The organism is Actinoplanes sp. NPDC049681 (assembly GCF_044465265.1).
Classification (GTDB): domain Bacteria; phylum Actinomycetota; class Actinomycetes; order Mycobacteriales; family Micromonosporaceae; genus Actinoplanes.
In genome coordinates, this window is sequence record NZ_JBITLP010000005.1 from 216177 (window position 1) to 241276 (window position 25100).

Sequence of the window (25100 nt, forward strand, 5' to 3'; positions counted from 1 at the left end):
GCTCGGGACGCCGGCCGCCCCGGGGAGCCGGCGGAACGTCAGACCAGCGGCCGGCGCCGGTGCAAGAGCCGGTCGATGCCCGCCCGAGCGTTGTCGCGGCCGGCCCGCAGCAGATCACCCACCCGGTTCACCACCCCGTCGCCCGTGATCAGGAGCTCCCCCACGTACGCCGATGCCCGGTCCATCACCAGCATGGCCCGCGCGAGGTCCTCCTCGTCGTCGCGCAGTTCCCACAGGCGCCGGGCCTGGTCCCAGGCGTGCGCGCGGGTCGCCGAGACGAGGACGCGCTGGCTCCAGTCGTCGAGGTCGCCGACCAGGCCGTCGATGCGCAGCTGCCAGCGGGTCGAGTAGCGGCGGCGCAGCCGGGGGATCTCCCGGTAGAAGATCTTGTTCACCAGCAGGTAGTCGGGGCTGACCACGTCGTCGGTCGGCGCGCCGAGCTGTTCCCAGGTGGAGGTCAGGGCCAGCGCCAGGTCGTGGTTGATGTGGGCGTTGACGCCGAGCATGGCCGCGGCGAGCTTGCTGACCTTGCGGTCCTGGGCGCGGCGGAAGAGGATCTCCCAGGCGTCCGGGGTGCGCAGGTCCTCCTCGCCCCACAGGCGCAGCGCCTCGAAGTAGCGCTTGGCGAATTCGACGTCGAGCAGCTCCAGGAAGTCGCCGTCCACGACCTCGGGGCCCTTGAGGGCCTGCTTGACCCGGTCGGTGATCGTGAAGTACAGCGAGTTGAACGATGCCACCCGGTTGGCGGCGGGCGGCGGCAGCTCGTTCATGATCAGCTGGGTTCGGTGCAGCATCTTGAGCACGTCGCCGATGCTGTCCGGGCAGTCCGCGCAGAGCTCGGCCATCTGGCGGGAAGCAGGCGCCCACCCTCGCCCGCCGGGCACCAGGCCCGGTTCGTCCGGTGCGATCCTCAGGCGTTCGGCGCGAAGCAGGTCGGCGCTGCTCTGCACCCCGCCCCGGTCGAAGGCGACAGTCGTCGTCATCGTTGGCCCCCCAGCCGCCGAAGCTACTCCATCGGTCGTCCACAGTGCTGAAGGACGCCGTGGTTGACCAGCCTCGGGGCGGCTTCCCGACAGTGCGGCCGCGACTGGTCGTGCGACAGCAGACTACTGATCCCCGGGGTCCGGTGTTGTCCCCGTCGACCGGTTCCGGGCCGTACATCCGGATCCGGGATGTTTGGCCTCAGCCGAGGAGGATCGGGCGCAGCCGGTCGAGGACGGCCGGGTCGTCGATGGTCGAGGGCACCGGTTCGGGGTGGCCGTCGGCGATGCCGCGCATGGTGCGCCGCAGGATCTTGCCGGAGCGGGTCTTGGGCAGCCCGGCCACGACGTCGACCCGGCGCAGGGCGGCGACCGGCCCGATCCGCTCGCGGACCAGGGCGACCAGCTCGGCGGGGTCGACCTCGGCGCCGGCCTTGAGCACCACGAAACCGCGGGGCACCTGGCCCTTGAGCGGGTCGTGCACGCCGATCACCGCGCATTCCGCGACGGCCGGGTGGGCGGCGAGGACCTCCTCCATCGCTCCCGTGGACAGGCGGTGGCCGGCCACGTTGATCACGTCGTCGGTGCGGCCCATGACGTACAGGTAGCCGTCGGTGTCGAAGCGGCCGCCGTCGCCGGTGAGGTAGGCGCCCGGGAACGCCGACAGGTAGGACGCGACGTAGCGCTCGTCGTCGCCCCAGAGCGTGGGCAGGCAGCCGGGCGGCAGCGGCAGCCCGATGACGATCGAGCCCTCCTCACCAACCGGCACGTCGTCGCCGGCGGCGTCGACGACGCGGACCCGGAATCCGGGTACGGGCAGCGACGGCGAGCCCGGCTTGGTGGGCAGCTGCTCCAGGCCGCGCGGCGAGGCGGCGATGGGCCAGCCGGTCTCGGTCTGCCACCAGTTGTCGATCACCGGTACGCCGAGCAGCTCCCCCGCCCACGAATAGGTCTCCGGATCCAGCCGTTCCCCGGCGAGGAACAGGAGCCGGAGCCTCGACAGGTCGTGACCGGCGGCCAGCTTGCCGTCCGGGTCCTCCTTCTTCACCGCCCGGATGGCGGTCGGCGCGGTGAACATCGTGGTGACCCCGTGCTGGGCGGCGACCCGCCAGAACGCGCCGGCGTCCGGGGTGCCGACCGGCTTGCCCTCGTAGAGGACGGTGGTGGCACCGGTGAGCAGCGGCGCGTACACGATGTAGGAGTGCCCGACGACCCAGCCCACGTCGGACGCCGCCCAGAAGACGTCGCCGGGGCCGGTGTCGAAGATCGCCCGCATCGACCAGCGCAGGGCGACCGCGTGGCCGCCGTTGTCGCGGACCACGCCCTTCGGGCGCCCGGTCGTGCCGGACGTGTAGAGGATGTAGAGCGGGTCGGTCGCGGCCACCGGGACACATTCGGCGGGTACGGCACCCGCGACCGCCTCGTCCCAGGTCAGGTCGGTCTCCCTGCTCAGCTCCGCGGGCCCCTGCGGCCGCTGGAGGACGACCACGTGCGCCGGGGCGTGCCCGGCCTCGGCCAGCGCGGCGTCGAGCATCGGCTGGTACGCCACCACACGCCCGGCCTCCACCCCGCAGGACGTGGCGACGATGACCTTCGGACGGGCGTCGTCGATGCGCGCGGCGAGCTCCCGCGCCCCGAATCCGCCGAAGACGACCGAGTGCACGGCGCCGAGCCGGGCGCACGCCAGCATGGCGACCACGGTCTGCGGGACCATCGCCATGTACAGCACGACTCGGTCACCCGCGCCGACCCCGAGCCGGCGCAGCGCCCCGGCGAACAGCGCCACCTCGTCACGCAGCTCGCGATAGGTGTACGTCCGCAGCGCCCCGGTGACCGGGCTGTCGTGGATCAGCGCGGACTGGTCACCGCGCCCCGCGTCGACGTGCCGGTCGAGGGCGTTGTGGCAGGTGTTGAGCAGCGCACCGGGAAACCAGCGGTAGAGCGGGGCGGCGCTGCGATCGAGGATCTCGCCCGGCGGCGTCTCCCAGTCGATCGCGGCGGCGGCCTCGCGCCAGAAGCCCTCGGGGTCGTCCATGCTGCGGTCGTACGCCTGCCGGTAAGCGCCCATGCGTCATCGTAGGCGCGTCTTCTGCACCTTGCCCATGGCGTTGCGGGGCAGATCAGCGACGATGTGGACCACGCGGGGACGCTTGTGCGCGGCCAGCTTGCCCGCGACGAACGCGACGAGTTCCTCGGCGGCGGGCCGCCCGTCGGCGACCACATAGGCCGTCACCTGCTCGCCCAGGTCCGGGTGGGGGGTACCGACCACGGCGGCTTCGCGTACGGCCGGGTGCAGCAGCAGCGCGTCCTCGACCTCCCCGGCGCCGACGCGGTACCCGCCGGTCTTGATGAGGTCGGTGGACGCCCGGCCGACGATGCGGTGCCAGCCGTCGGGGCCGATGGTGGCGACGTCGCCCGTGGCGTACCAGCCGTCGGACAGCGGCGCGGCGGTGCTGCCGTCGGGCTGCAGGTAGCCGTCGAAGAGGGTGGCGCCGCGTACCTGAAGGTTGCCGATCGTGGTCCCGTCGGCGGGCAGCGGCTCCCCGGCGTCGTCCGTCAGGCGCGTCTGCACCCCCGCCACGGGCACGCCGACGTGGCCTGGGCGCCGGTCGCCGTCCGCGCGGGTGCTGACGGTGATCAGCGTTTCCGTCATCCCGTACCGTTCGACCGGAGCCTGCCCGGTCAGCGTGACGAGCTCGTCGAAGACCGGGACCGGCAACGGCGCGCTGCCCGAGACCAGCAGCCGCGCTCCTCGCAACGCCCGCGCGGCGTCCGGGGCGGCACACACCCGCGACCACACGGTGGGCACGCCGAAGTAGAGGGTGCCGCCGGCCGCCGCGTACGCCTCGGGGGCCGGGCGTCCGGTGTGGACGAGCGGCGATCCGGTCCGCAGCGCGCCGAGAACGCCGAGCACGAGCCCGTGAACGTGGTAGAGCGGCAGCCCGTGCACGAGGGTGTCGGCGGCGGTCCACCGCCACGCCTCGGCGAGCGCGTCGAGGTCGGCCGCGATCGCCGCCCGGGACAACACGACGCCCTTCGGCGGCCCGGTCGTCCCGCTGGTGTAGAGCACGAGGGCCGGCTGTTCCGCCGCGGGCTCGGCGGGCACCGAGCCGTGCCCCGGCCGCGTGACCGGGACGACCGGCAGCCCGCTGCCGCCCGCGGCGGAGGGATCGTCGGAGAGCATCACGGCGGCGCCGGAGTCGCGCAGCACGTGCGCCCGCTCCAGCTCGCCGGCGTCCGGCGGCACGGGTACGACGGGCACCCCGGCCAGCAGGCCCGCGGTCACGGCGATGACGGTCGGCAGCCCGGGCTCCGCGTGCACGGCCGCCATCGGTACGCCGTCCAGCTCCCCGGCGAGAGCGGCCGCCCGTCCGAGCAGCTCGTGCCGCGACAGCGTCACCCCCGCAGCCGTGACGGCACGTGCCTGATCCGCAGGGTCGTGCAGGGTGCCCAGCAAACGCATGCGCACGATGATCCCAGACCGCTGCGCAAGAACGGCATCATGGTCGTGTGCAGATCCGAACCGACCGCCTCCTGCTCCGGCCGCTGACGGAGGACGACGTGGATGCGCTGCTGGCGTACCGCAGCCGTCCGGACGTCTGCCGCTACGTCCCCTTCGCACCGATGGACCGCCGTGTGGTCCTCGAGCGGCTGGCCGGGCCGTGGGCCCGTACGGCGCTGACCGACGAGGGCCAGAGCCTGACTCTCGGCGCCGTTCTCGCCGCGACGGGTCAGCTGGTCGGCGACGTGGTCCTGTTCTGGCACAGCCGCGAACACCGCGGGGGCGAGCTCGGATACGTCTTCAACCCGGACTTCGCCGGCCACGGCTACGCGACCGAGGCGGCGCGTGCCGTCCTGCGGGAAGGTTTCGAAGGCGTGGGCCTGCACCGCATCGTCGCGCGCCTCGACGAGCGCAACGAGGCCTCGGCCGCGGTGGCGCGCCGGCTCGGGATGCGGCAGGAGGCCCGCCTGGTCAAGAACGAGTTCTTCAAGGGCGAATGGACCACCGAGCTCGACTTCGCGATCCTCGCCGAGGAGTGGACGACCTAGGCCTGCGGCAACGCGGCCCGCGCCTCCTCCAGCACGGCGGCCGAGGACCCGGTGGCGATCACGTGCCGCAGCGCTTTCTCGTACGCGTACGCGAAAGCCTCCGCCGCAGGCATCTGGACGTCGGGGACCACGCCGGTGCCCTCCCAGTTGGTGCCGGTGACCGGGTTGACCGCCCGGGCGATCGGCACGGTGATCTCCATCGTGGGCGACAGCGGGAAGAACTCGGTCGGGTGCGCGCCGCCGCGGGTGGTCGCGCCGATCAGCGTCGCACGCCCCTGTGCCTGCAGGTTGTAGCAGAACTCCTCGCCGGCCGAGAACGTGACGTCGCTGGTCAGCACGTACACGGGCCGGTCGAGGTAGCGCTCGCCAGGCAGGTGGGCGAGGCTCCAGAACTGCCGCGTGACACCGCTGGCACCGTCGTAGATGTCGTTGAGGTGCGTCTCGTCGCCGGAAAAGAAGTAGCTGGTCCAGAAGATGACCCCGTTGGGCGCGCCGCCACGGTTCTTCCGCAGGTCCACGATGAGCGCCTCGGTGTGTGTCACGAGCTGCATGGCCGCGGCGATCGCCCGCCCGCCGACGGAGGCGTCGGGCACCTGCCGCAGGTCGAGGTAGCCCACGTTGCCGTCGAGCCGCTCGACCCGGGCGATGCCGTAGTTGTTGCGCCGCAGCTGCTTCGCGTACGCGGCGGCCATCTGCTCCTCGGTGAGCGCCTCGCGGACGTCCTCCTCGCGGGGGCGTACCCGTAGATGCTTGTCGGCGCAGACCTCCGCGAGATCGGCGGTGAGCCGCGCGCCGAGCTCGGCCCCGGCAAGGCCGTCGTAGGCGCCGGCGGCGCGTCTGGCCCGGACCGCGGCGGCGGCCTCGGCGGCCTTCTCCGGGAAGATGTACTTGTCGCAGAGCAGCCCGAGCGCCTTCTCGATCAGATCGTCCCCCATGACTCCACCCTATCGACGAGCATCACGGAGATATTTCCCCGGTGGACGGTTCCGCCATCGCGGAACCCGGGGCCCGGCACAACCCCGTGGTCTGCGGGGCGCTGGGCGTCGTGGGCGAGTACGCCCGCGAACTGGGGCGCCCGGCCGGTCGCGGAGGCGGTGGACCACTTCAGGCGCGGCGACGCCGGCCGGCCATTTTCAGGTCCGGCCAGGAATAGGAGGCCGGCACCGAGAACCACTTCGTACTCTTGAGTCTCCACCGCGTCGCCGCAGCCAGGCCGAGGGGCCGCCGGGAGCGGGTGACGACGACGGCACTCAGCGTCGATGAATCGCATCGGCTGGATAAAGCTCACCGAAAGCCTTCCGTAAGACGCTGAGCTCCAATCTTAAGAAGCATTAAGCAACTCTTAAGCGCATTGACGTCGATGTTTTCTGGCCGAAGACTTGCTCTCGCTCGCTCGGCAGACGAGCGCATTCCCCTCACTTCGCGACGGCGGACGGTCGGGCACGACCCGGCATCGGCGCCGCGAGTCTTCGCGCAAGGAGCACCCTTGAAGCACAAAGTCGCGGTGGCGACCGGCATAGCGGCCGTCACCGTAGCGGGGTCCATCGCCCTGACCATGCCGCAGGGAAACGCGGCCACCACCCCGGCGGCCCCGGCCGGCGCCGCGGCCGCCGACCCGGTTCCCACGGCCGTCGCCACCTCGCGGGCGACGTCGTCGGCCGCCTCGCTGGTGGCGAAGAAGCCGAAGCTGTTCTTCCGCAGCGGCCATGACAAGCTCGTGAAGCGCCAGGTCGTGAGCCAGAACGGCCTGCAGTACGTGGCGTACGAGCGGACGTACCGCGGCCTGCCCGTGCAGGGCGGCGACGCGGTCGTGGTCACCGACACCTCGGGTGCGGTGGTGGGCAACTACGTGGCGCAGGACCAGGCGCTGTCGATCGGCACGTCGCCCAAGATCTCGGCCGCTGCCGCCGCGAAGGTGGCCCGCAAGCAGCTCATCAAGGTCCGGTCGGCCGGCAAGCCGACGCTGAAGGTCGTTGCGCAGGGCGCGGGCGTGCTGGCGTACGAGGTGGTGGTCGGCGGCATCAAGCGGACCGCGCAGGGCCCGGCGCCGAGCAACCTGCACGTCTTCGTCGACGCCACCACCGGCAAGGTGCTCCCCGACCTGACCCGCGACGACGTGCTCGACGCCACGGGCAAGGGCGCCTACTACGGCAACGTCACGATCAACACGACGAGCTCGGGCGGCCGCTTCACCATGAGCGACCCGACGCGCCCCGGCCTGCAGTGCGGCGGGCAGAATGGGGCCGCCTTCACCAGTACGACCGACACCTGGGGCACCGGCACCGCCACCGACCAGGTCACGGGCTGCGTGGACGCCATGTACGTGGTCTCGCAGGAATGGAACATGCTGCGCGACTGGCTGGGCCGCGACGGCATCGACGGCAACGGCCGGGCCTTCCCGGTCCGCCAGGGCCTCGACGACGTCAACGCCTTCTGGAACGGCTCCCGGGTCGAGATCGGCCACTCGTCGGACAACCGGCGGCTGCTCAACAGCATCGACGTGCTCGGGCACGAGTTCGGCCACGCGATCAACCAGTTCACGCCGGGCGGCTCCAGCGGCGGCAACGAGGCCGGCGGCATGAACGAGTCCACCGGTGACATCTTCGGCGCGCTGACCGAGTTCTACGCCCGCAACCCCAACGACCCGGGCGACTACACCGTGGGTGAGCTGGCCAACCTCACCGGCGACGGCCCGATCCGCAACATGGCCGACCCGTCGAAGCTCGGCGACCCGAACTGCTTCTCCAGCAGCATCCCGAGCACCGAGGTGCACGCCGCCGCCGGCCCGCAGAACCACTGGTTCTACCTGCTGGCGGAGGGCTCCCGGCCGACCGACGGCCAGCCGTCGAGCCCCACCTGCAACAACAGCACCGTGACGGGCATCGGCATCGAGAAGGCCGGCAAGATCTACATGGCCACCCTGATGCGCAAGACCAGCGGCTGGACCCACGTCAAGGCCCGCGCCGCCTCGGTCGCCGCCGCCGCGCAGCTGTTCGGCAACGGCACCGAGTGTGCCACCGTCAAGGCGGCGTGGAACGCGGTCAGCGTGCCCGCCTCGGCCGGCGAGCCCGCTTGCACCGGCGGCGGCACCCCGACGCCGACGCCGTCCGGCACCCCGACCCCGACCCCGACGCAGTCCCCCTCGGGCGACTGCCAGGCCGGGTTCTCCTCGCACGACAGCGGCGCGGTGGCCGCCGGCCAGACGGTCGTCACCGACACCTTCTCGGCGGGCAGCGGCCGCCACTCCGCCTGCCTGACCGGGCCCGCGGCGGCGGACTTCGACCTGTACCTCGACAAGAGCGTCGGGGGCCGGTGGACGACCGTGGCCCGCTCCACCGGTGAGACGTCCCGCGAGGCGATCGCCTACACCGGGACGACGGGCAGCTACCGGTACCGGATCGTCTCCTACGCCGGTTCGGGCAACGCCGTCCTCGGCTGGAACGCTCCCTGATCATCGCGCGTCAGACCGGGGTGGCGTTCGCGCCACCCCGGTCCTTGCCTGACACCCGATCATGACGACGATGAGGAATTCGCGGTGCGAAAGTCACACACGTCCGTAGTCCTGGCCGCCCTGCTTCTTACCGGCATCGCCGGCTGCAAGGACGACGGCCGAACCTCTGCTGCTTCCCCGGCCTCCGCCTCACCCTCCGCCTCGGTCTCCGCGCCGGCTTCGCCGGACGCCTCGGCGCCCGGCACCTCGGCTCCCGCCACCTCCGAGGCCGCGGCGCCGCAGCCCTCGAGCCCGGCGGCGGACCCGACGTTCCCGCTCACCGTCGCGCGGCGGGGCGGCTTCGCCGGCGTCGACGAGCGGGCCACGATCGCGGCCGACGGGTCGGCCATGGTGACGCTCCAGGGGCGGGCGCCCGTACGGAAAGCCGTACCGGCCGCGACCCTGGACGAGCTGCGCCGGCTGCTGAACTCGCCGGATTTCGCGCGGCAGGCGAAGCCCACGGCGGTCTGCAACGACGGCTACGAGTACGAGTTCGCCAGCCGGTCCTCGACCAAGGTCGTCCACGACTGCGGCGCCTCCCAGGGGGCGGCGGTCGACCGTACGCTCGCCATCGCCGCGTCGCTGTTCAAGCGCTGACGCCTGGTTGCTCCTGAGAACGGGCCGCCCGATCGGCCGGTACGGCAAAGAGCCGAACGGCCGGTCAAGCGGCGGCGCAACTGACCGAACAGTGTCGGTTACAGCGGGTGACACGGATGACGCCTGCCCGACGCATGGAGCGACCCTGCCGTGATCCGCACCCCCCGACTCGTCGTGCCCGCCGTCGCCGCCGTACTCATCGGCATCGCCCTGCCCGCGCCGGCGACGGCCGCCCCGACCACCGACCAGACCGGCCGCAAGCGTGCCTGCACGATCGTCGGCACGGCGGGCAACGACCGGCTCACCGGCACCAAGGGCAACGACGTGATCTGCGGTCTCGGCGGTAACGACGTGATCAACGGCGGCGACGGCAACGATGTCGTCGACGGCGGGCCGGGTAACGACGTCGTCACCGGCGGCCGGGGCGACGACTCCCTCGGCGGCGGAGCCGGCGACGACCGGCTGCAGAGCGGCGACGGCAACGACACGGTCACCGGCGGCCGCGGCAACGACCGCATCGACGGCGGCACCGGCAACGACCGGCTGCAGAGCGGCGACGGCAACGACACGGTCACCGGCGGCCGCGGCAACGACCGCATCGACGGCGGCACCGGCAACGACAGCCTCGAGAGCGGCGACGGCAACGACGTCGTGAACGGGGACCCGGGAGACGACCGGGTCCACGGCGGCCCCGGCGACGACCGGCTCACCGGCGGCGACGGCGCGGACGACATCGACGGCGGCACGGGCCTGGACACCTGCCGCCGCGACGCCGCCGACGTGTCCTCGCCGACCTCCTGCTCCGACCTGGCCGCCCCGGTGGTGGACGAGTCGTCGGTGCAGTGGATCAGCGCCACCACCCTCGACAACGGCACCGAACGCACCCTGCGGCTGCGGCTGCGGGTCACCGACGACCGCAGCGGCGTGGCCGCGGGTCAGGGCGCCGTCTGGGTCACCACCGGCGACGGTCCCCTCATCGCGCTGGGCGACCCGCGGCTGGTCTCCGGCACCCGCAACGACGGTGTCCTGGAGTTCGTGGGCACGCTGCCCGCGTTCGCGCCCGCCGGCGATTGGCGCATCCGCGAGATCCAGGTCGCCGACCGCGTCCACCGCACCGCCGACCTGCTCGAGCCGGACCTTCCCGGTTTCACGGTGACCGGCGAGGCGGACACCGCGGCCCCCGTGGTGGACGAACAGTCGGTGCAGTGGGCGAGCCCCGCCGTGCTCGACAACAGCGTCGAGCGGACGCTGCGGCTGCGGCTGCACGTCACCGACGACCGCAGCGGCATCGCCGAGAACCGCGGCGCCGTCTGGGTCACCACCCAGGACGGTCCCCTCATCGCCCTCGGCGACTCCCGCCTGATCTCCGGCACCCGCACCGACGGCGTCCTCGAATTCGTGGGCACCCTGCCCGCCTTCGCCCCCGCCGGCGACTGGCACGTCCGGGAGATCCAGCTCGCGGACCGTGCCGATCGGACCACGGACCTGCTCGAGCCGGACCTGCCGGGCTTCACCGTGACGGGCGAGGCGGATCTCGCGGCGCCGGTCGTGGACGAGCCCTCGGTGCAGTGGATCAGCTCCCCCACCCTGGACAACAGCGCGCAGCGGCTGCTGCGGCTGCGGCTGCACGTCACCGACGACCGCAGCGGCATCGCCGAGAACCGCGGCGCCGTCTGGGTCACCACCCAGGACGGTCCCCTCATCGTCCTCGGCGACTCCCGCCTGATCTCCGGCACCCGCACCGACGGCGTCCTCGAATTCGTGGGCACCCTGCCCGCCTTCGCCCCCGCCGGCGACTGGTACGTCCGCGAGGTGCAGCTCGCCGACCGCGTCGGCCGCACCACCGACCTGCTGCTGCCCGACCTGCCGGGCTTCACCGTCAAGGACGGGGCCTGACACCCGCGGTCAGCCGAGCGTCCGCAACCACGCCTCCAGCTCGCGCGGCCGCCGGAACAGCAGCACCTGCGGCTCGCCCGGATCGGCGCGCCACCGGCGCATGCGGTCGCGCTTACGGGCGTACGAGCTGAAGTGCCACAGCACGATCGAGTCCTTCGACAGCGACACCCGCAGCGACTCGACGTTGCCGTTGCACACGCGGTCGCGGCGGATCAGGCGGACGAGCGTACGCCGTAGCAGCCGCCCCAGCGACAGCCAGCGCGGGAAGTCGAGGCCGACGACGAGCTCGGCACGGGCCAGCGGCACGTCCAGCCAGGCGCCGTACGCGTGGTCGAGGATCCACCGGTCCTGTGCGCAGATGGCCTCGATCCGGCGCCGCTGGACCTCCTGCGGCACCTGCACCCAGCCGGGTTCCCAGGTCAGGTCGTCCACGGAGTGCCACGGCAGGCCCAGCCGCTCGCCGAGCCGGCGGGCCAGGGTGGTCTTGCCGGAGCCCGTCACGCCGTACACCAGGATGCGGGCCGGATGGGTGCTCACCGGACGGCCCGGGCGACGGTCCGGCGAGCGTCCCGCCAGGCGATGAGGGCCGTGCGGAGCCGTGGCGAGGTGACCTGCTCGCCGCGGCGGCGGGCGTGCAGGTGGCCCATCAGCCAGGGCGGGGCGGCGGCGTGGTCGATGGCCTGGCTCTTGGTGAGCAGGTCACCGGTGGCCAGGGCGTACCGGCCGCGGGCCATCGAGGTGAGGCCGAGGTCGGCGAGCTCCGGGTCGAGGAACAGCCACGGCCGCCGGGCGGCCCAGGCCCAGTAGCCGGTCAGTTCGGCGCGGGCGGCCTGCCGGACGTCGTCACCGGTCATGGGCGGGAACAGCTGCTGCGGGGGCCGGCCCCGGACGGCGAAACCATGACGGACGAGCTCGGCCCGGCTGACGCCGGACAGGATGCGCTCCACCAGCTGCCCGTGGGTCCATGTCGGATGGGGCATCGCTCCATCGGTACGGGCGGAGGCGTCGACGTACACGCAGCCGAGCTTGAGGCCGGCGCCCGCGCCGTCGTCGAGCTCGCGGTGCAGCGCGGTGAGCGCCGCCCGCCGGTCCGGGCCGACCGGGCCGTCCACCAGCGCCACCAGGTCGAGGTCGCTCACCCGGGGCCGGTAGTCGCCGGTCGCCAGGGATCCCGCGACGAGCAGATCGGTGGCCCAGCCCAGCGCGGCCAGCCGGTCGCCGAGCTCGCGGACGGCGGCGGGCACGGTCGGCATGGCCGGAAGTCTAGGCCGGAAAAGGGCGCGCCGGGCGCCGCGTCGCGACCGTCCCCGAGGCGTCCGTACCCCTATCGTCATGCGTCATGACGCGCATCCTGCTGATCTCGGGCGACACCCGGGAGGGATCCCTGCACACCGCCGCGCTGCGCACCGCCGTCCGGTTCGCCCCGGCGGACATCGGCGTCCTCCGGTACGACGGCCTGCGGGACCTCCCGGCCTTCGTCCCCGGCGAGCCGGCCATGCCCGCCCCCGTGGCGCTGCTGCGTCATCGCGCCGGGGCCGCGGACGCCGTACTGATCAGCACCCCGGAGTACGCCGGCTCGCTGCCCGGCAGCCTGAAGAACCTCCTCGACTGGCTGGCCGAGGGCGGTGACCTGCGCGGCAAGCCGGCGGCCTGGCTCTCGGTCACCCCGCCCGCGCAGGACCAGGCCGCCCTCACCACGCTCGAGGCGGTCCTGGCCCACGCGGGCGCCCGGGTGCTGAAGCCGGCCTGCATCCGGATCCCGCTGGCGCCCCAGGCGGTCGACGAGCAGGGCATCGTCAACGACCCGCAGCTGCACACGGCCCTGCAGGACATGCTGCGTGCCCTCGCCCGGTCGCTGGCCGCACCGGAGCCCCGGCAGCCGCCGTCATGGCAGGTGCACTCGAGCCTCTACCCGGTCGTGCCGCGCCGGGAGTCGTCGCCCCGCTTCAGCCCGGGACGCCTGTACACCTAACGCAGGGGCAGATCCAGCCAGGACGGGCCGGCGAGCGTGAGCGCCGAGCCGCGGGCGTTGTTGTCGGAGTAGAGCGGATCCTTGGTGTCCACCACCAGGGCGATCCGGTGCCCCTTCGGCACGTCGTACGCCGTCATCGGCAACGAGAGATCCACCGGGAACGGCCGAGTGGCGCCGTGCCAGCTGGTCGGTGCATGGGTGATCAGCCGGCCGATGCCCAGCGAGTCGAGGTCGTAGAGGTACGCGATGACGGTGCCGTCCGGCCGGTCCGGGACGATGCCCAGGTGAACGCGCGCGATGCTGCGTACCGGTGCCGCACTCGCCTGCCGGTCGGACACCCACACGCCGGCGTGCCTGCGGTCCACGCTGGGCAGCCACACCGTCGGCGGGATCCCGGTCAGCTGCTCCAGGCCGTTGCTGACCAGGGCGATGCCGCCGTCGGCGGTGGTGTCGATGCCGGCTGTCAGCCGGTACGACCACTGCGAGCCGGTTCCCTCGCCCAGGCTCCCAGTCTTGTCCCATCCGCCGGGCTTGCCGAGCACCTCACGCTTCACCTGGCCCGCGACCGAGCCGGTGCCCGCGTACGACTCGACGTCGCCGGAACCGTGCGGGCGCAGCACCACCGGCGGTTCCCGGTCGATGCCGTTGTCCACGTCCCGCAGGTAGTGGTCCAGCCATCGGCGCAGGCTGACCCAGGCGTGGTTGGGCACGCCCAGCAGGCCGGAGAGCTCGACCGTGGCATGGTCGCCGGGTGCCAGCTCGAGCCGCCGGGGCGTGGTCAGATTGTCGTACAGGTCCACCATCTGGTTGACCGGGAAGATGCTGTCGCCGTAGGCGTGTTCGATCAGGACGGCCGGGTGGTTCGCGTTCAGCTCGTCCAGGCTGTAACGGACCGAGCGGCCCCGGGCCCACTGCTCCCGGTAGTCGTCGTTGCGGCCGGCCCAGTAGTCGTCGAGGATCTGGTTCATCTCGTCCGACGGGTGTCCCACGATCCGGGCCACGGACTGCAGGAAGAACGCCGCCTGCGGCCGGCGGGTCTCCTCACCGGACATGGACTCGGCCAGGTCGGCCCAGCCGCTCAGCGAGACGACCGCCCGCAGACGCGGGTCGTGGGCGGCGGCCAGCAGGCTGATCCCCCCGCCGTACGAGAGCCCGGCGATACCGATCCGCCCTGGGTCGACGTCGGTGTGCGCGATCAACCAGTCGACCGCCGTGGACGCATCCGCGATGTCCGGCGGCCCGGCGACCTCGATCTTGCCGCCGGAGAACCAGAATCCCCGTGCCGTGTACGAGAGGACGACGTACCCGCCCTCGGCGAGTTTCTGGGCCTGCGCCAGGTACTGGAAGTCGTTGAGTCCCCAGCTGGCCACGAAGACGATGCCGGGGTGGCGGCCGGGTGCCGTCGGAGCGATGACGTTGGACTTGAGCGTCACGCCGTCGGCGGCGGTGATGTCGTTCCAATGGAATCCGGTGGTGGAGGCCGCGGCCTCCGCGCGGGTGACGCCGGCGGTGAACGCCATGAGGAGCACGGCCATGGCGGTGACCATGCGTCGCATAGATACACCTCAATTCATAGGAGTTACCGCACGGTAACTTAGCCCGGCGATTCGGACAACCCCCGGCCCGGCGCGCACCACCAAGCCTTGTAAAACGTCGTTCGCCGGTTGTCCATCCGCGCCCGTCAGGCTTGAGCTACGGCACGCCACGGTCATCACGACGGGATGGAAACTCGCCATGACCTGCATCCGCAGGGTTCTCGCTGTCCTGTGCGCCGCGACGCTGCTGGGGCTCGGCGCCCCGGCCCACGCGTACGCCGCCACGCCACCGCTGCAAGACGTCGTCATCACCCACGCGGCGATCTCACCCACGGTCGCCGCACCCGGCACCACGGTGCACCTGTCCTGGTGCTTCGACACCGCGTACGCCGACCAGGTCCGGTCCATCGAGCTGTGGCTCGGCCACTCGACCGGCATGGGACACGCACCGAACCTGTATCTCCAGGCGCCGGTCGACCCGAAGGCCGACCGGCTCGACTTCATCGTCCCCTCGGTGTCACCGAGCGGGCCCGGCAACATCTGGTTCGTCGACCTGGTGTGGCGCGACGGCGCCACGCTCACCGAGCTGGCACTCGTACCGATCACGATCCGGCAGGGCCAGCCGGCCGGGGCGATCCAGGGAACGGCGTCCTCGTCCGCCGCGAGGGCGAGGCAACGGGCCTGATGGGCCGGCACCGGCCGGAACGTCGTGCGGGTCGAATCATCCGACCGTGGGGTGCCGCAGCGGGGCATGCCCGACCCGGGTGTGGAAAGCGACGACGAAATCCGGTACGGGCATGGCGTCACCCTGTGAGGGCCGCGCCGGGCCGCTTCAGTAGCGGAAGGAGGCCGCCAGGCGGGTCAGCTCCGTCGACATCTCCGCCAGCTCGGCCGCGGCCGCGCTGGTCTGCGCGGTGGCGTCGTTGGCCAGTTCGGCCGCGTCGCGCACGCTGGTCAGGGCGGATGCGATCTCGAGCGAGCTCTCGGACGCCGCGCCGGCGCCGACGGCCATGGTGTGGGTGACCGCGGTCTGCTCCTCGACCGCCGAGGCGATCGTGTGCTGGTACGAGCTGATCTCCTCGATGACACCGGCGATCCGGGCGACCGCCTCGACGGCGCGCTCGGTGTCGGTCTGGATCTCCTGGATCCGGTCGGTGATCTCGTCGGTGGCGGCCGCGGTGGCCGAGGCCAGTTCCTTGACCTCGTTCGCGACGATGGCGAAGCCGCGGCCGGACTCGCCCGCGCGGACGGCCTCGATGGTGGCGTTGAGGGCGAGCAGGTTGGTCTGCGACGCGATCGCCGTGATGCCCTTGACCACCTCGCCGATCCGCTGGCTGGACTGCCGCAGGCGGTCGACGTTGGCCTTGGCGTCCTCGGCGTTGGTCACCGCCCCGGCGGCCGCGACGGACACGGCCGACGTGTTGGTGCTGATCTCGCTGATCGCGCCCTGCATCTGCTCGGTGCTCGTGGCGATGCCGGCCAGGTCGTGCGTCGAGCGCTGCGCGGAGTCGTCCACGGTACGCAGCTGCTCGGCGGTCTCGTGCACCGAGGACGACATCGTGCTGCTCGTCGTCTCCAGCTCGTGCGCGGCGTGCGACAGCCGGTCGGCGGTCTCCCGCATGCCGCGCATGGCGGTGCCGACCTGGCTGGTCATGATGTTGAACGAGCTTGCCAGCAGCGCGAGCTCGTCCTTGCCCATGACCTCCATCCGCTGGGTCATGTCGCCCTTCGCGGCGGCCGTGGCCACCTTGGCGGCGTGCCGGAGGCCTTTGACCACGGTGAGCTGCACGGTGAGGCTGACGTACAGGGCGATCGGGAGGGCGATCGGTGGGGCCCACAGCGCGAAAGTGGCGAAGCTCGTCAGGGCCTCCCGGGTCGGCGATCCCGCCGGCAGCTGCGCGGCCGCGTCGAGGGCGACGCTGCGACCCCACACGGCGAGCGCGGCCGACATGCCGAGATACGTCAGCAGACCGATCGCGTTGCGAACTTTCGCCGGAATCCGGGCCACCAGCTGATCCATGCACACACCCCCGAGCTCAGCAGCCACGATCGGCAGCCCCCGGGCCCGCTTGAGACAACCTCGCGGGTCAGCCGTGCCGGCTCAGGCCGCGGCGGCCTCCCGGCGGCTGATCTCGCGGGAGCCCCCGCAGTGGGTGCAGGCGCGGATCCAGCGCGACCGCCGCACCGGGAACAGCGGGATGAAGAAGAGACTGAACTTCGTCGTCCGTTCGATCAGGGACTGCGCCGCCGTCACCCCGCAGAACTCGCAGGGCTGCACCGACGAGGGGTGGAAGCGGTCCTTGGTCCGGAGGCCGACGATGAAGAACACCCACCCACGATACGACCGGGCCGACCCGAGCCATGACGCCAGGTGGCTCGGGTCGGCGGGCGGCCCGCCGCGGCGGGCCGGGGCCGCGGGGCCGGCGCCCGATTCCGGCGCCGCGGCCCGGCTTGCGGCCGGTGGGTGGTGCGGCCGCAGGCATCGGCAGCCGATCGGGCGACTTGAGGAGTCCGTCCGCATATCCGGCCCGGCCCTGGGTAGATCAGCGGCATGACCGATACACGGATGCGGCTGGACGGGTCCGCCGAGGGGTCGACCGCGGACCTGGTCAGCCGGATGAGCGAGCAGGTCTCCACCCTCGTGCGCGAGGAGCTGGCGCTCGCGCGTACGGAGATGGTGGAGAAGGGCAAGCGGGCCGGGACTGGTGCCGGCATGCTCGGCGGCGCGGGGGTCCTCGCCCTGTACGGCGTCTCCACGCTCCTGCTGACCGTCGGCGCGCTGCTGGCGCTGGTCTGGCCGGCGTGGCTGGCCGCGCTCGTGGTGACGGTGGCCGTGCTCGCGGTGGCGGGTGTCGCCGCCCTCATGGGTAAGAAGCAGGTCGAGCAGGCGATCCCGCCGGCGCCCACCGCGGCGGTCGACAGCACCAAGCGGGACGTGAACACCGTGAAGGCAGCAGTACGGGAGGGCCGGAATTGACGTACGTCGCCGCGACGGACCGCTACAGCGGCGGGATGCAGTATCGCCGCACCGGGCGCTCGGGCCTCGACCTGCCCGTGCTGTCACTCGGCTTCTGGCACAACTTCGGCGACGACAAGCCGTTCGAGCAGCAGCGGGCCATCGCCTGCCGGGCTTTCGACCTCGGCGTGACGCACTTCGACCTGGCGAACAACTACGGGCCACCGTACGGAGCAGCCGAGATCAACTTCGGCCGGCTCGTCCGGGAGGACCTGCGGGCGTACCGGGACGAGATGGTGGTGTCGACCAAGGCCGGCTGGGACATGTGGCCCGGCCCGTACGGTCAGGGCGGCGGCGGGCGCAAGTACGTGCTCGCCAGCCTCGACCAGTCGCTGAGCCGGATGGGCCTCGACTACGTCGACATCTTCTACTCGCACCGCTACGACCCGACCACGCCGCTGGAGGAGACCGCCGCCGCGCTGGACGCCGCCGTGCGCGCGGGCAAGGCCCTTTACGTGGGCATCTCGTCGTACGACGCCGAGCACACCCGCACGATGGCGGGGCTGCTGCGCGATCTCGGTACGCCCCTGCTGATCCACCAGCCGTCGTACTCGATGCTGAACCGCTGGATCGAGACCGAGGGCCTGCTGGACGCCGCCGAGGAGGTCGGCGCCGGGGTCATCGGCTTCACCGCGCTGGCCCAGGGCCTGCTGACGGGCAAGTACCTGGGCGGCATCCCGGAGGGCTCGCGGGCCACCCAGGCCAAGTCGCTGGACCCGGAGTCGATCGACGAGGCCATGATCTCGCGGCTCAACGCCCTCAACGACGTCGCGCAGGGCCGGGGCCAGAGCCTCGCCCAGCTGGCCCTGGCCTGGGCGCTGCGGGATCCGCGGGTGACCTCGCTGGTGATCGGCGCTAGCAGCGTGCAGCAGCTGGAGCAGAACGTCGCCGCGCTGGACAACCTCGCCTTCTCCGCGGACGAGCTGGCCACGATCGACAAGATCCTGGAGGCCGGTACGGCGTCGGTGGACCTGTGGAAGGACGCCCGTCAGGGCACGCTCTGACGGGCTCCCCGCTCAGTTCTCCGGCTGGATCCAGATAGTGCGGTACTGGACCTTGTTCCCGTGGTCCTGCAGGCGGATCGACCCGGCGACCGGGCCCTCGGCGATGCTGCCGCCGGTCGGTCCGGTGATCTCGACGTCGTCGTGCACCTTGACGCCGTTCCACACCACCGTGATCCGGGCGTCGGCGGTCTTCGTCCCGGCGTCGTCGTAGCGGGCCGCCCGGAAGTCGATGTCGTAGGTCTGCCACGTCTCCGGAGCCGTCGCGGCGTTCACGTCCAGGGCCTTCTGCAGATAGATCGCACCGGCCTCGTTGGTGTCGAGCGTGCTGTCGCCGTACGAGTCGAGGATCTGAACCTCGTAGCGTTCCTGCTGGTAGACCCCGCTGTTGCCGCGGTTCTGGCCGGTCACGTCCGGTGGCAGCAGCGGCACCTTGAACTCGACGTGCAGGTGGTAGTCGCCGAACGCCTGGCGGGTGCGCAGGTCGCCGCAGCAGACCTCCATCGCGCCGCCGGGGACGCGGGGCCAGCTCGCCGTGCGGCCGTCGGTGTGCTGCCACTCGGTCAGGTTCGTGCCGTCGAAGAGGGTGATGCGCTCCCCCCGGCCGGCGCACTGTGACCAGGTCGAGGTTGGCGTGACCGGTGTCGCAGGCGTCCACCCTGTACTCGATCGTGTTGTCACCGCGCCGCAGGTCGAGCCGTTCCGTCTTGGTGGCCCAGCCGTCCCAGGTCACCGTCGTGGGCAGCGCCGTCTGGCGGATCTTGCGGTCGTTGACGTACACGCTGACGGTCTTGTCGCCCTGGAACGGGTCGGGGCCGTTCGAGTAGCGGAGGCCGGCCTCGTACTCCCCCGCGGGGCTGACGCGGACGTGCAGGGTGGTGGAGGCGTTCAGGGTTCAGCCCGGACCCGCCCTGGCGGCGGCCCTCCTCCGCCTCGTAGAAGACCTGGTCGGGCTGGGGGCCGGGGATGGCGTTCAGCGTGTACCACGCCTCCGTGCTCCACAGCTGCTCACCGTTCGCCGCGCTGAACGGACGCGGGGACCGCAGGTGCACGACCCGGTCCGGCAGGAGGCCGTCGATCGTCAAGGTGACCTTGCGGCGGTCGGCGGAGACCTTCGCGGCGGTCACGGTGAGCTTCTGCTCATCCACCTTGGGTCCCCCGTACGCCGGGCTGGGCGCGTACCGCCACTGCTCGACCTGGTACCCCGCGCCGAGATCGGCGATGGTCCCGGGCGACAGCGGCTTCGTGTACTCGACGACGGCACGACCGCGAAGTCCTCGGCGCCGGGCGGCCGCCAGGAGAGCGTCAGCCGCTGGCCGCCGCCGGCCTCGAAGTACTCGATGAACACGGAGTGGTGCCCGGCGGTCAGCGCGACGGTGCCGTCCGCGGACTCGACGCCGTGCAGCCCGTCGTTGTCGATCGCGGTGGTGCCGTCGATCGTCAGCCGGGAGCCGTCGTCGCTGGTGAGCCGGAACGTGTACGACCCGTCGGCGGGAACGGTGAGGTTGCCGAGCACGTGGGCGACGAAGTTGTCCTCGAACGCGAAGTCCTCGGCGGTCCGCAGGTCGACGGCGGGTACGAGCTTGCCGACGTTGGGTGTCTGGCCGGGCTTCAGCGTGCAGATCCGGGTGAGCGGCACGCGGGTGTCGTACGTGCGCAGCGTGACGCCGGGCTCCTTGCGGCGGCAGGTCGTCGGCGTGCGCGGCGGCCGGGTGGACAGCGACCGCCGCGCCGGCGGTGAGCAGGGCGAGGGCGAGCAATCGGACCATGCTGCTCCTTCGAGGGTGGACCAGCCATTCACGGATGTGAATGCCTTGGCCCACCGCCGACCGCCGCACCAGAACTTTGCTCGTCCAGTGTGGAACTTTCGTTCGCCAGAGGAAAGGTCAGTGAAGGGGCAGCAGGACCTTGGACACGCCCAGGCGGACGCCGACCTTGGTGCCGGCCGGGTAGCGCAGCGTGTGGTCGCGCTCGGTCGAGATCAGCACCAGCCCGATCCGGTGCCCGGCGGCGAACACGTGGTCCTCGGTCTGCAGGTTCCAATGGAACGTGTATGCCCGCCCGGCCTCGATCGGCGTGGTGCGCGACGGTGACATCCGGTTGCGGACATCGAGCCAGCCCCGGCTGACGATCTCCAGCGGCGTGGACTGCGTCGTGTACTCGCGCCGGCCGAAGCAGCCGGGATCCTCGGGGATGCCGGGGCCGATGCAGTCCTGACCCGGCACCGCGTGCGTCCCGGCGTAGCGGTCGGCGGTGCCGTAGTCGACGAGCAGCGCGGTCAGGTACGGCGACTTGCCGTCGAGGTCGGCCCGCACGGTGACCTCCGGCGTGCCGGACAGCCGGGTCTCCCTGCTCAGCGGTGCGGACAGGTAGGCCAGCCGGTTCGGGTCGGCACTCAGCTCGCCGGCGACCAGGTCCTCGGCCGTCCGCGACGGGTCGTCGACGAACGTCTGCCGCGCGCCCGGCCGGGCCGGCCAGGGCTTCAGGGTGCCCGGGCGGCCGTCGGCGGCGGGCCCGCCGAGAGCCAGGGTTGTGCGCCGCGCGCCGGGCACCGGCCAGGTCGCGGCGGTACGCCACTGGCCGGGCGCCACCTCCACGTCGGCCATCGGCTCCCGCATGATGCCCGTGTCGATGCGGTAGAGCCACTGGTCGAACCAGCGGTGCAGGGTGTCCAGCCAGACGTCGCGGCGGACGTTGAAGGGGTCGGTGTGCGCGCCCTGGTGCAGCCATATCTTGCGCGGCACCCCGTGGCGGGCCAGCGCGTCCCACCACTGCCCGGCCTGCTGGGTACGCACGTTGTCGTCGTGCAGCCCGTGAACCAGCAGCACGCTCGCCCGCACCTTGCCGGCGTCGCGCACATAGTCCCGCTCGGCCCAGTACGCGTTGTAATCGCCGGTCTGCCGGTCCTGATCGCGCTCGAGGCGGGCCATGACGTCCGCGCACACCTCCGGGTGCTGCCGCGTCAGCACCGCCTTGGCCAGGACGTCGGTGTCCTCGCCCTGGAAGCCGCCGGGCGCGACCACGCCGCCGTTGGCGCGGTAGTAGTCGTACCAGCTGGAGATGCCCGCGATCGGCACGATGGTCTCGAGGCCCCGCACGCCGGTGGCGGCCACCGCGTTGGGCAGGGTGCCGTTGTAGGAGACGCCGATCATGCCGGTGCGGCCGGTGGACCAGGACGCCCGGACCGGAGCGCCGGCCGCGTCGACGGCCCGCGCCCGGCCGTTGAGCCAGTCGACGACGGCCTTCATCCCGAGCGTCTCGTTGCGGCCGCCCGAGGTGGGACAGCCGGTCGAGCCGCCGGAGCCGAGGCTGTCGGCGAAGACCACCGCGTACCCGCGCGGCACGAAGTAGTTGTCGAGGTAGCCGGAGAAGACGATCGTCTCCGCGGCCCGGCCGGTGGCGGGAGACGCGCTGCGCCGGGCGGCGGCACCGTCGCGGTCGATGTCGTCATGATTCGGTACGTCATTGAGGCCCGCGTAGTAGGGGCTGGGCTGGAAGATCACGGGCACCTTGCGGCCGTCCGGGGTCCGGGGCCGGATGATGCGTACGGCCACCCGGTCGGGCCGGCCGTCGGCGTCGCTGTCGACCGGCGCCTGCACCCAGACCTGTTCCCGGACGGCCTGGGTGTAGTCGTACACGGGCTCGGTGCCGTGGGCGCCCAAAGCCGGGGCGGCGGGGGCGGCGGTCGCGGCCGCCGGAGTGAGAAGGGTGAGGGCGGCACAGGCGGCGGCCAGCAGCCGCACCCCGCCCCGGGACGTTGGCATCGTCGACAGACCTCCGGCGCTCGGATCTCGGGCCACACCTTATCGCCTGTCGTCGATGCCCGAGGCCCCGATCTCCGCCGGAGGTCCCCCGAACGAGATCGACAGGGCTGATCAGAATCAGACACGAGTCCTGAACTCGGTGTCGTGAACGACTTTCCGCCCGGCGGCATCCCGGCGACGGCGCAGCGGGCACTCGATCGCTTGCCGGGCCCTTACCTGCGGGAAATGGGCCTCCCGCACCGGATCCAGCAGGGAAAATTGTCATTTCAGGACACGTTGACCTTGGCATAAATCACGCCTTGTAATCTGCCAAACACGCTCCGTACGCTGTGGTCAGAAAGCCCATCGATCGGCTTGAGTGCCAGAACATCGGGTGGCCTCGACCATCAGCACATCGGGGAGCATCGCATGGTCATCAAGGTTGTCGAGCAGATCAACGACGACGAGCTCATCGAAACCGCGTGGAAGATGTACGAGGAGTCGTTCCGCGACCTGAACGCGCTCGCGGTGCAGCGCCATCTGATGTTCCGCCACGAGTTCGAAGACGTGATGCGCGACGGCAGGGTGCAGAAGTACCTGAGCCTCGACGACACGGGCATGTTGTGCGGGCTGTCCACGTACACCAATGATCTGGACGCCATGCCGCTGATCTCGCCGCAGTACTTCGAGCGGCGCTGGCCGGAGCTCTACGCCCAGCGCAAGATCTGGTATTGCGGGTTCGTCGCCGTGCTGCCGTCGGGCCGCGCGATCTCGTCGTTCTCCGACCTGGTCGAGGCCATGTACCTGTTCGCGGCCGCGCAGAACGGCATCATCGGGCTGGACTTCTGCCAGCACAACGACGAGCGGCGCAAGATGGGCCGGGTCATCAGGCTGATGCTCCAGCGCTTCTCCGGCAACTGCGAGGCCGAGATGATGGACGCCCAGCAGTTCTGGATCTACCAGTTCCCGCAGGCCGCCTGAACACGCCGCCACCGCCCGCCGCTCCGGCTGCGATCCGCGCTCTTGGGGGGCTGACGGATCGGGCCGGCACCAGAACCTCCTTCCTTTCGCCCGGCGGGCGGTTTCGGCGCGTTACCCGGTGTGGCTGTGTCAGGGCCATCGGGTCGGTTCGGGCGGGGCCTCCCAGGACGGCGGCCCGGGCGGCGGTTGTTCCCGCAGGTCTCGCAGGGTCGGCGGTTCGGCCGTGGGCGGTGGCATGTCGGTGCCGGCCGGCGTCTCGCGCGCGGCCGCCAGGATCGCGCGGGCGCTGATCGGCTCGGTGTGGGAACCCTTGAGCCGCGGGGCGTCCGCGATGAAGCCCCCGTCCGCGCCGCGGCCGATCGCCGCGTACACCTCGGGCCGGGCCGCGCGCATGACGACCGCCCAGATGAAGCCGAGAACGGCGAAGACCGCGTACCCGGTCGGGAAGAGCCAGTGGAACATGGAGCCGGGAGCGACCTGCAGCAGGTCCCCGAGGCCGTAGATCGTCGCCGCGAGGATGATGCTGAGCAGCACGAAGGCGGTGATCGGCGCGACCTTCGCCCGCCAGACGTTCTCCTGGTGCGGATGGCGGATGAAGAAGGCGATGACGGCCGCGGAGCAGCTCCACATGAGGATGAGCACGCCGAGGCCGCCGACGACGGTCAGCCAGGCGAACAGGTAGACCAGCGGGTCGGCACCGGTGATCCGGTAGGCGACCAGCACGCCGATCGCGAGCAGGCTCTGGGTCAGCGAGCCGACCATCGGCGCGCCCGTCCGGGGATGGGTGTAACCCCAGGCCCGCGGGAGCACCCCCTCGCGCCCCAGGGCGAACTGGTAACGCGCCACCGCGGCGTGGAAGGCCAGCAGCGCGGCGAAGATGCTGGTCATGAAGAGCACGTAGCCGATGTTGACCAGCGCTTCCGGCACGTGCGGGCCGACCAGCGTGAAGACCAGGTCGGTCTGCTCCCTCTTCGCCGCCGCCACGATGTTGCCGGGACCCGCGCCGACCGACATCGCCCACGCCGACAGTCCGCAGAGCAGGCCGGCGAGGATGACGGCCAGGTGGGTGGCCCGCGCGATCGTCTTCTTCGGGTCCTTCGCCTCCTCGGAGAGCACCACGGTCGCCTCGAAGCCGACGAAGCCGGCGATCGCGAGCACCATCATGGCGGCGACCTCGGGCGTGAAGACCAGGGCCGGCGACAGCGTGGCGAAGGAGACCGAGCCGTCCGCCGGGTTGGCCACCATCACGAGGTCGTAGAGCAGCACGATGACGATCTCGGCGACCAGCAGCACGGCGAGCACCTTGCCGCTGAGGTCGACCCAGAGCATGCCGAGCAGCGCGACGAACGCCCAGGCCGTCAGGGCGCACTCGAACCAGCCGACCTGGAACCCGAGCCCGTCCAGCACGCCCGACGCGACCACGCCGAAGAGGCCGAACAAACCGATCTGCATCATCGCGTACGCGGGCAGCGCGACGAACGCCGCGCCGACGCCGGGGATCCGCCCCAGCCCGTGACTGATGTACGAGTAGAACGCCCCGCTGTTGACGATGTGCCGGCTCATGGCGACGAAGCCGACCGTGAAGATGGACAGGATGCCCGCCACGACCAGGTAGACGACGGGCACCGCGGTGTTGCCGACGACCGCGTAGATCGTCGTGATGGCACCGATGACGACGGTGAGCGGGGCCGCCCCGGCGACGCCGAAGAAGACCACCGACGGGACGCCGAGCCGATTGCGTGCCAGTGCGGTGGACACGATATCGGGTTCGGACACGTCCTTGCTCGCCATCAAGAGCCTCCCAGCCCATTGATCGATGTTGTCCCGCCGGCGGTGGTG

Annotated in this window: 22 protein-coding genes; 9 read left to right on the plus strand and 13 right to left on the minus strand. The window is 71.8% G+C overall.

Annotated features, from left to right (window positions below; translation table 11 throughout):
* Nucleotides 1-38 precede the first annotated feature (38 nt).
* From ACIBO8_RS19340 to ACIBO8_RS19350, 3 genes are all read right to left on the minus strand, one after another.
* Complete coding sequence (locus ACIBO8_RS19340) at nt 39-983, minus strand: DUF5995 family protein (protein ID WP_396116614.1); 945 nt, start codon at nt 981-983, stop codon at nt 39-41.
* A gap of 199 nt (nt 984-1182) precedes the next feature.
* Nucleotides 1183-3048, minus strand: a complete 1866-nt coding sequence (locus ACIBO8_RS19345; RefSeq protein ID WP_396116615.1) for a propionyl-CoA synthetase — start codon at nt 3046-3048, stop codon at nt 1183-1185.
* Between the two features lie 3 nt (nt 3049-3051).
* Entirely contained in the window at nt 3052-4443 is a 1392-nt protein-coding gene (locus ACIBO8_RS19350) for an AMP-binding protein (RefSeq protein ID WP_396116616.1), read from the minus strand.
* Between the two features lie 47 nt (nt 4444-4490).
* On the opposite strand from ACIBO8_RS19350, the gene ACIBO8_RS19355 reads away from it, so the two are divergent.
* Nucleotides 4491-5030 carry a GNAT family N-acetyltransferase gene (locus ACIBO8_RS19355; RefSeq protein ID WP_396116617.1) on the plus strand — a complete coding sequence of 180 codons (540 nt, stop codon included), beginning with the start codon at nt 4491-4493 and terminating at the stop codon, nt 5028-5030.
* Here ACIBO8_RS19355 and ACIBO8_RS19360 read toward each other — a convergent pair.
* Nucleotides 5027-5965 carry a S41 family peptidase gene (locus ACIBO8_RS19360; RefSeq protein WP_396116618.1) on the minus strand — a complete coding sequence of 313 codons (939 nt, stop codon included), beginning with the start codon at nt 5963-5965 and terminating at the stop codon, nt 5027-5029. The two genes, ACIBO8_RS19355 and ACIBO8_RS19360, sit on opposite strands and share 4 nt — an antisense overlap.
* 551 nt (nt 5966-6516) lie before the next feature.
* On the opposite strand from ACIBO8_RS19360, the gene ACIBO8_RS19365 reads away from it, so the two are divergent.
* The 3 genes from ACIBO8_RS19365 (at nt 6517) to ACIBO8_RS19375 (ending at nt 11013) form a co-directional block, all read left to right on the plus strand.
* On the plus strand, nt 6517-8481 hold the full coding sequence (locus ACIBO8_RS19365; RefSeq protein ID WP_396116619.1) for a M4 family metallopeptidase: 1965 nt from the start codon (nt 6517-6519) through the stop codon (nt 8479-8481).
* An 84-nt stretch (nt 8482-8565) separates the two neighbouring features.
* The gene (locus tag ACIBO8_RS19370; protein ID WP_396116620.1) at nt 8566-9117 is read left to right on the plus strand and encodes a hypothetical protein; all 552 of its coding nucleotides are present in this window, start codon (nt 8566-8568) and stop codon (nt 9115-9117) included.
* Nucleotides 9118-9267: 150 nt separating this feature from the next.
* Entirely contained in the window at nt 9268-11013 is a 1746-nt protein-coding gene (locus ACIBO8_RS19375; RefSeq protein WP_396116621.1) for a calcium-binding protein, read from the plus strand.
* A 9-nt stretch (nt 11014-11022) separates the two neighbouring features.
* Here ACIBO8_RS19375 and ACIBO8_RS19380 read toward each other — a convergent pair whose 3' ends face one another.
* Together ACIBO8_RS19380 and ACIBO8_RS19385 are read right to left on the minus strand one after the other, a co-directional pair.
* On the minus strand, nt 11023-11550 hold the full coding sequence (locus tag ACIBO8_RS19380; RefSeq protein ID WP_396116622.1) for an AAA family ATPase: 528 nt from the start codon (nt 11548-11550) through the stop codon (nt 11023-11025).
* Nucleotides 11547-12266, minus strand: coding sequence for a hypothetical protein (locus ACIBO8_RS19385; RefSeq protein ID WP_396116623.1), 720 nt, complete (start codon nt 12264-12266; stop codon nt 11547-11549). The genes ACIBO8_RS19380 and ACIBO8_RS19385 overlap by 4 nt, the downstream gene beginning before the upstream one ends.
* Before the next feature lie 86 nt (nt 12267-12352).
* Between ACIBO8_RS19385 and ACIBO8_RS19390 the strand changes: the two genes are divergently transcribed.
* Entirely contained in the window at nt 12353-12985 is a 633-nt protein-coding gene (locus tag ACIBO8_RS19390; protein ID WP_396116624.1) for an NADPH-dependent FMN reductase, read from the plus strand.
* On the opposite strand, the gene ACIBO8_RS19395 is transcribed toward ACIBO8_RS19390, so the two are convergent.
* Nucleotides 12982-14541 carry a CocE/NonD family hydrolase gene (locus ACIBO8_RS19395; RefSeq protein WP_396116625.1) on the minus strand — a complete coding sequence of 520 codons (1560 nt, stop codon included), beginning with the start codon at nt 14539-14541 and terminating at the stop codon, nt 12982-12984. The two genes, ACIBO8_RS19390 and ACIBO8_RS19395, sit on opposite strands and share 4 nt — an antisense overlap.
* A gap of 178 nt (nt 14542-14719) precedes the next feature.
* Between ACIBO8_RS19395 and ACIBO8_RS19400 the strand changes: the two genes are divergently transcribed.
* Nucleotides 14720-15205, plus strand: coding sequence for a hypothetical protein (locus ACIBO8_RS19400; RefSeq protein WP_396116626.1), 486 nt, complete (start codon nt 14720-14722; stop codon nt 15203-15205).
* A 147-nt stretch (nt 15206-15352) separates the two neighbouring features.
* Here ACIBO8_RS19400 and ACIBO8_RS19405 read toward each other — a convergent pair whose 3' ends face one another.
* Entirely contained in the window at nt 15353-16540 is a 1188-nt protein-coding gene (locus ACIBO8_RS19405) for a methyl-accepting chemotaxis protein (protein WP_396116627.1), read from the minus strand.
* An 81-nt stretch (nt 16541-16621) separates the two neighbouring features.
* Nucleotides 16622-16849 carry a zinc-ribbon domain-containing protein gene (locus ACIBO8_RS19410; protein WP_396116629.1) on the minus strand — a complete coding sequence of 76 codons (228 nt, stop codon included), beginning with the start codon at nt 16847-16849 and terminating at the stop codon, nt 16622-16624.
* A gap of 222 nt (nt 16850-17071) precedes the next feature.
* On the opposite strand from ACIBO8_RS19410, the gene ACIBO8_RS19415 reads away from it, so the two are divergent.
* The gene (locus ACIBO8_RS19415; RefSeq protein WP_396116630.1) at nt 17072-17497 is read left to right on the plus strand and encodes a phage holin family protein; all 426 of its coding nucleotides are present in this window, start codon (nt 17072-17074) and stop codon (nt 17495-17497) included.
* Nucleotides 17498-17532: 35 nt separating this feature from the next.
* Nucleotides 17533-18540, plus strand: coding sequence for an L-glyceraldehyde 3-phosphate reductase (mgrA, locus tag ACIBO8_RS19420; protein ID WP_396117100.1), 1008 nt, complete (start codon nt 17533-17535; stop codon nt 18538-18540).
* Nucleotides 18541-18552: 12 nt separating this feature from the next.
* Here mgrA and ACIBO8_RS19425 read toward each other — a convergent pair whose 3' ends face one another.
* The 3 genes from ACIBO8_RS19425 to ACIBO8_RS19435 form a co-directional block, all read right to left on the minus strand.
* The gene (locus ACIBO8_RS19425; protein WP_396116631.1) at nt 18553-19218 is read right to left on the minus strand and encodes a DUF1080 domain-containing protein; all 666 of its coding nucleotides are present in this window, start codon (nt 19216-19218) and stop codon (nt 18553-18555) included.
* 442 nt (nt 19219-19660) lie between these two features.
* Nucleotides 19661-20338 (minus strand): PA14 domain-containing protein, encoded by a 678-nt coding sequence (locus tag ACIBO8_RS19430; protein WP_396116632.1) that lies wholly within the window; start codon nt 20336-20338, stop codon nt 19661-19663.
* 85 nt (nt 20339-20423) lie between these two features.
* The gene (locus ACIBO8_RS19435; protein WP_396116633.1) at nt 20424-22301 is read right to left on the minus strand and encodes a Xaa-Pro dipeptidyl-peptidase; all 1878 of its coding nucleotides are present in this window, start codon (nt 22299-22301) and stop codon (nt 20424-20426) included.
* A 408-nt stretch (nt 22302-22709) separates the two neighbouring features.
* On the opposite strand from ACIBO8_RS19435, the gene ACIBO8_RS19440 reads away from it, so the two are divergent.
* A complete protein-coding gene (locus ACIBO8_RS19440; RefSeq protein ID WP_396116634.1) occupies nt 22710-23261 on the plus strand; it encodes a hypothetical protein in 552 nt (183 codons plus the stop codon).
* A gap of 129 nt (nt 23262-23390) precedes the next feature.
* On the opposite strand, the gene ACIBO8_RS19445 is transcribed toward ACIBO8_RS19440, so the two are convergent.
* The gene (locus tag ACIBO8_RS19445) at nt 23391-25052 is read right to left on the minus strand and encodes an APC family permease (protein WP_396116635.1); all 1662 of its coding nucleotides are present in this window, start codon (nt 25050-25052) and stop codon (nt 23391-23393) included.
* Nucleotides 25053-25100 lie beyond the last annotated feature (48 nt).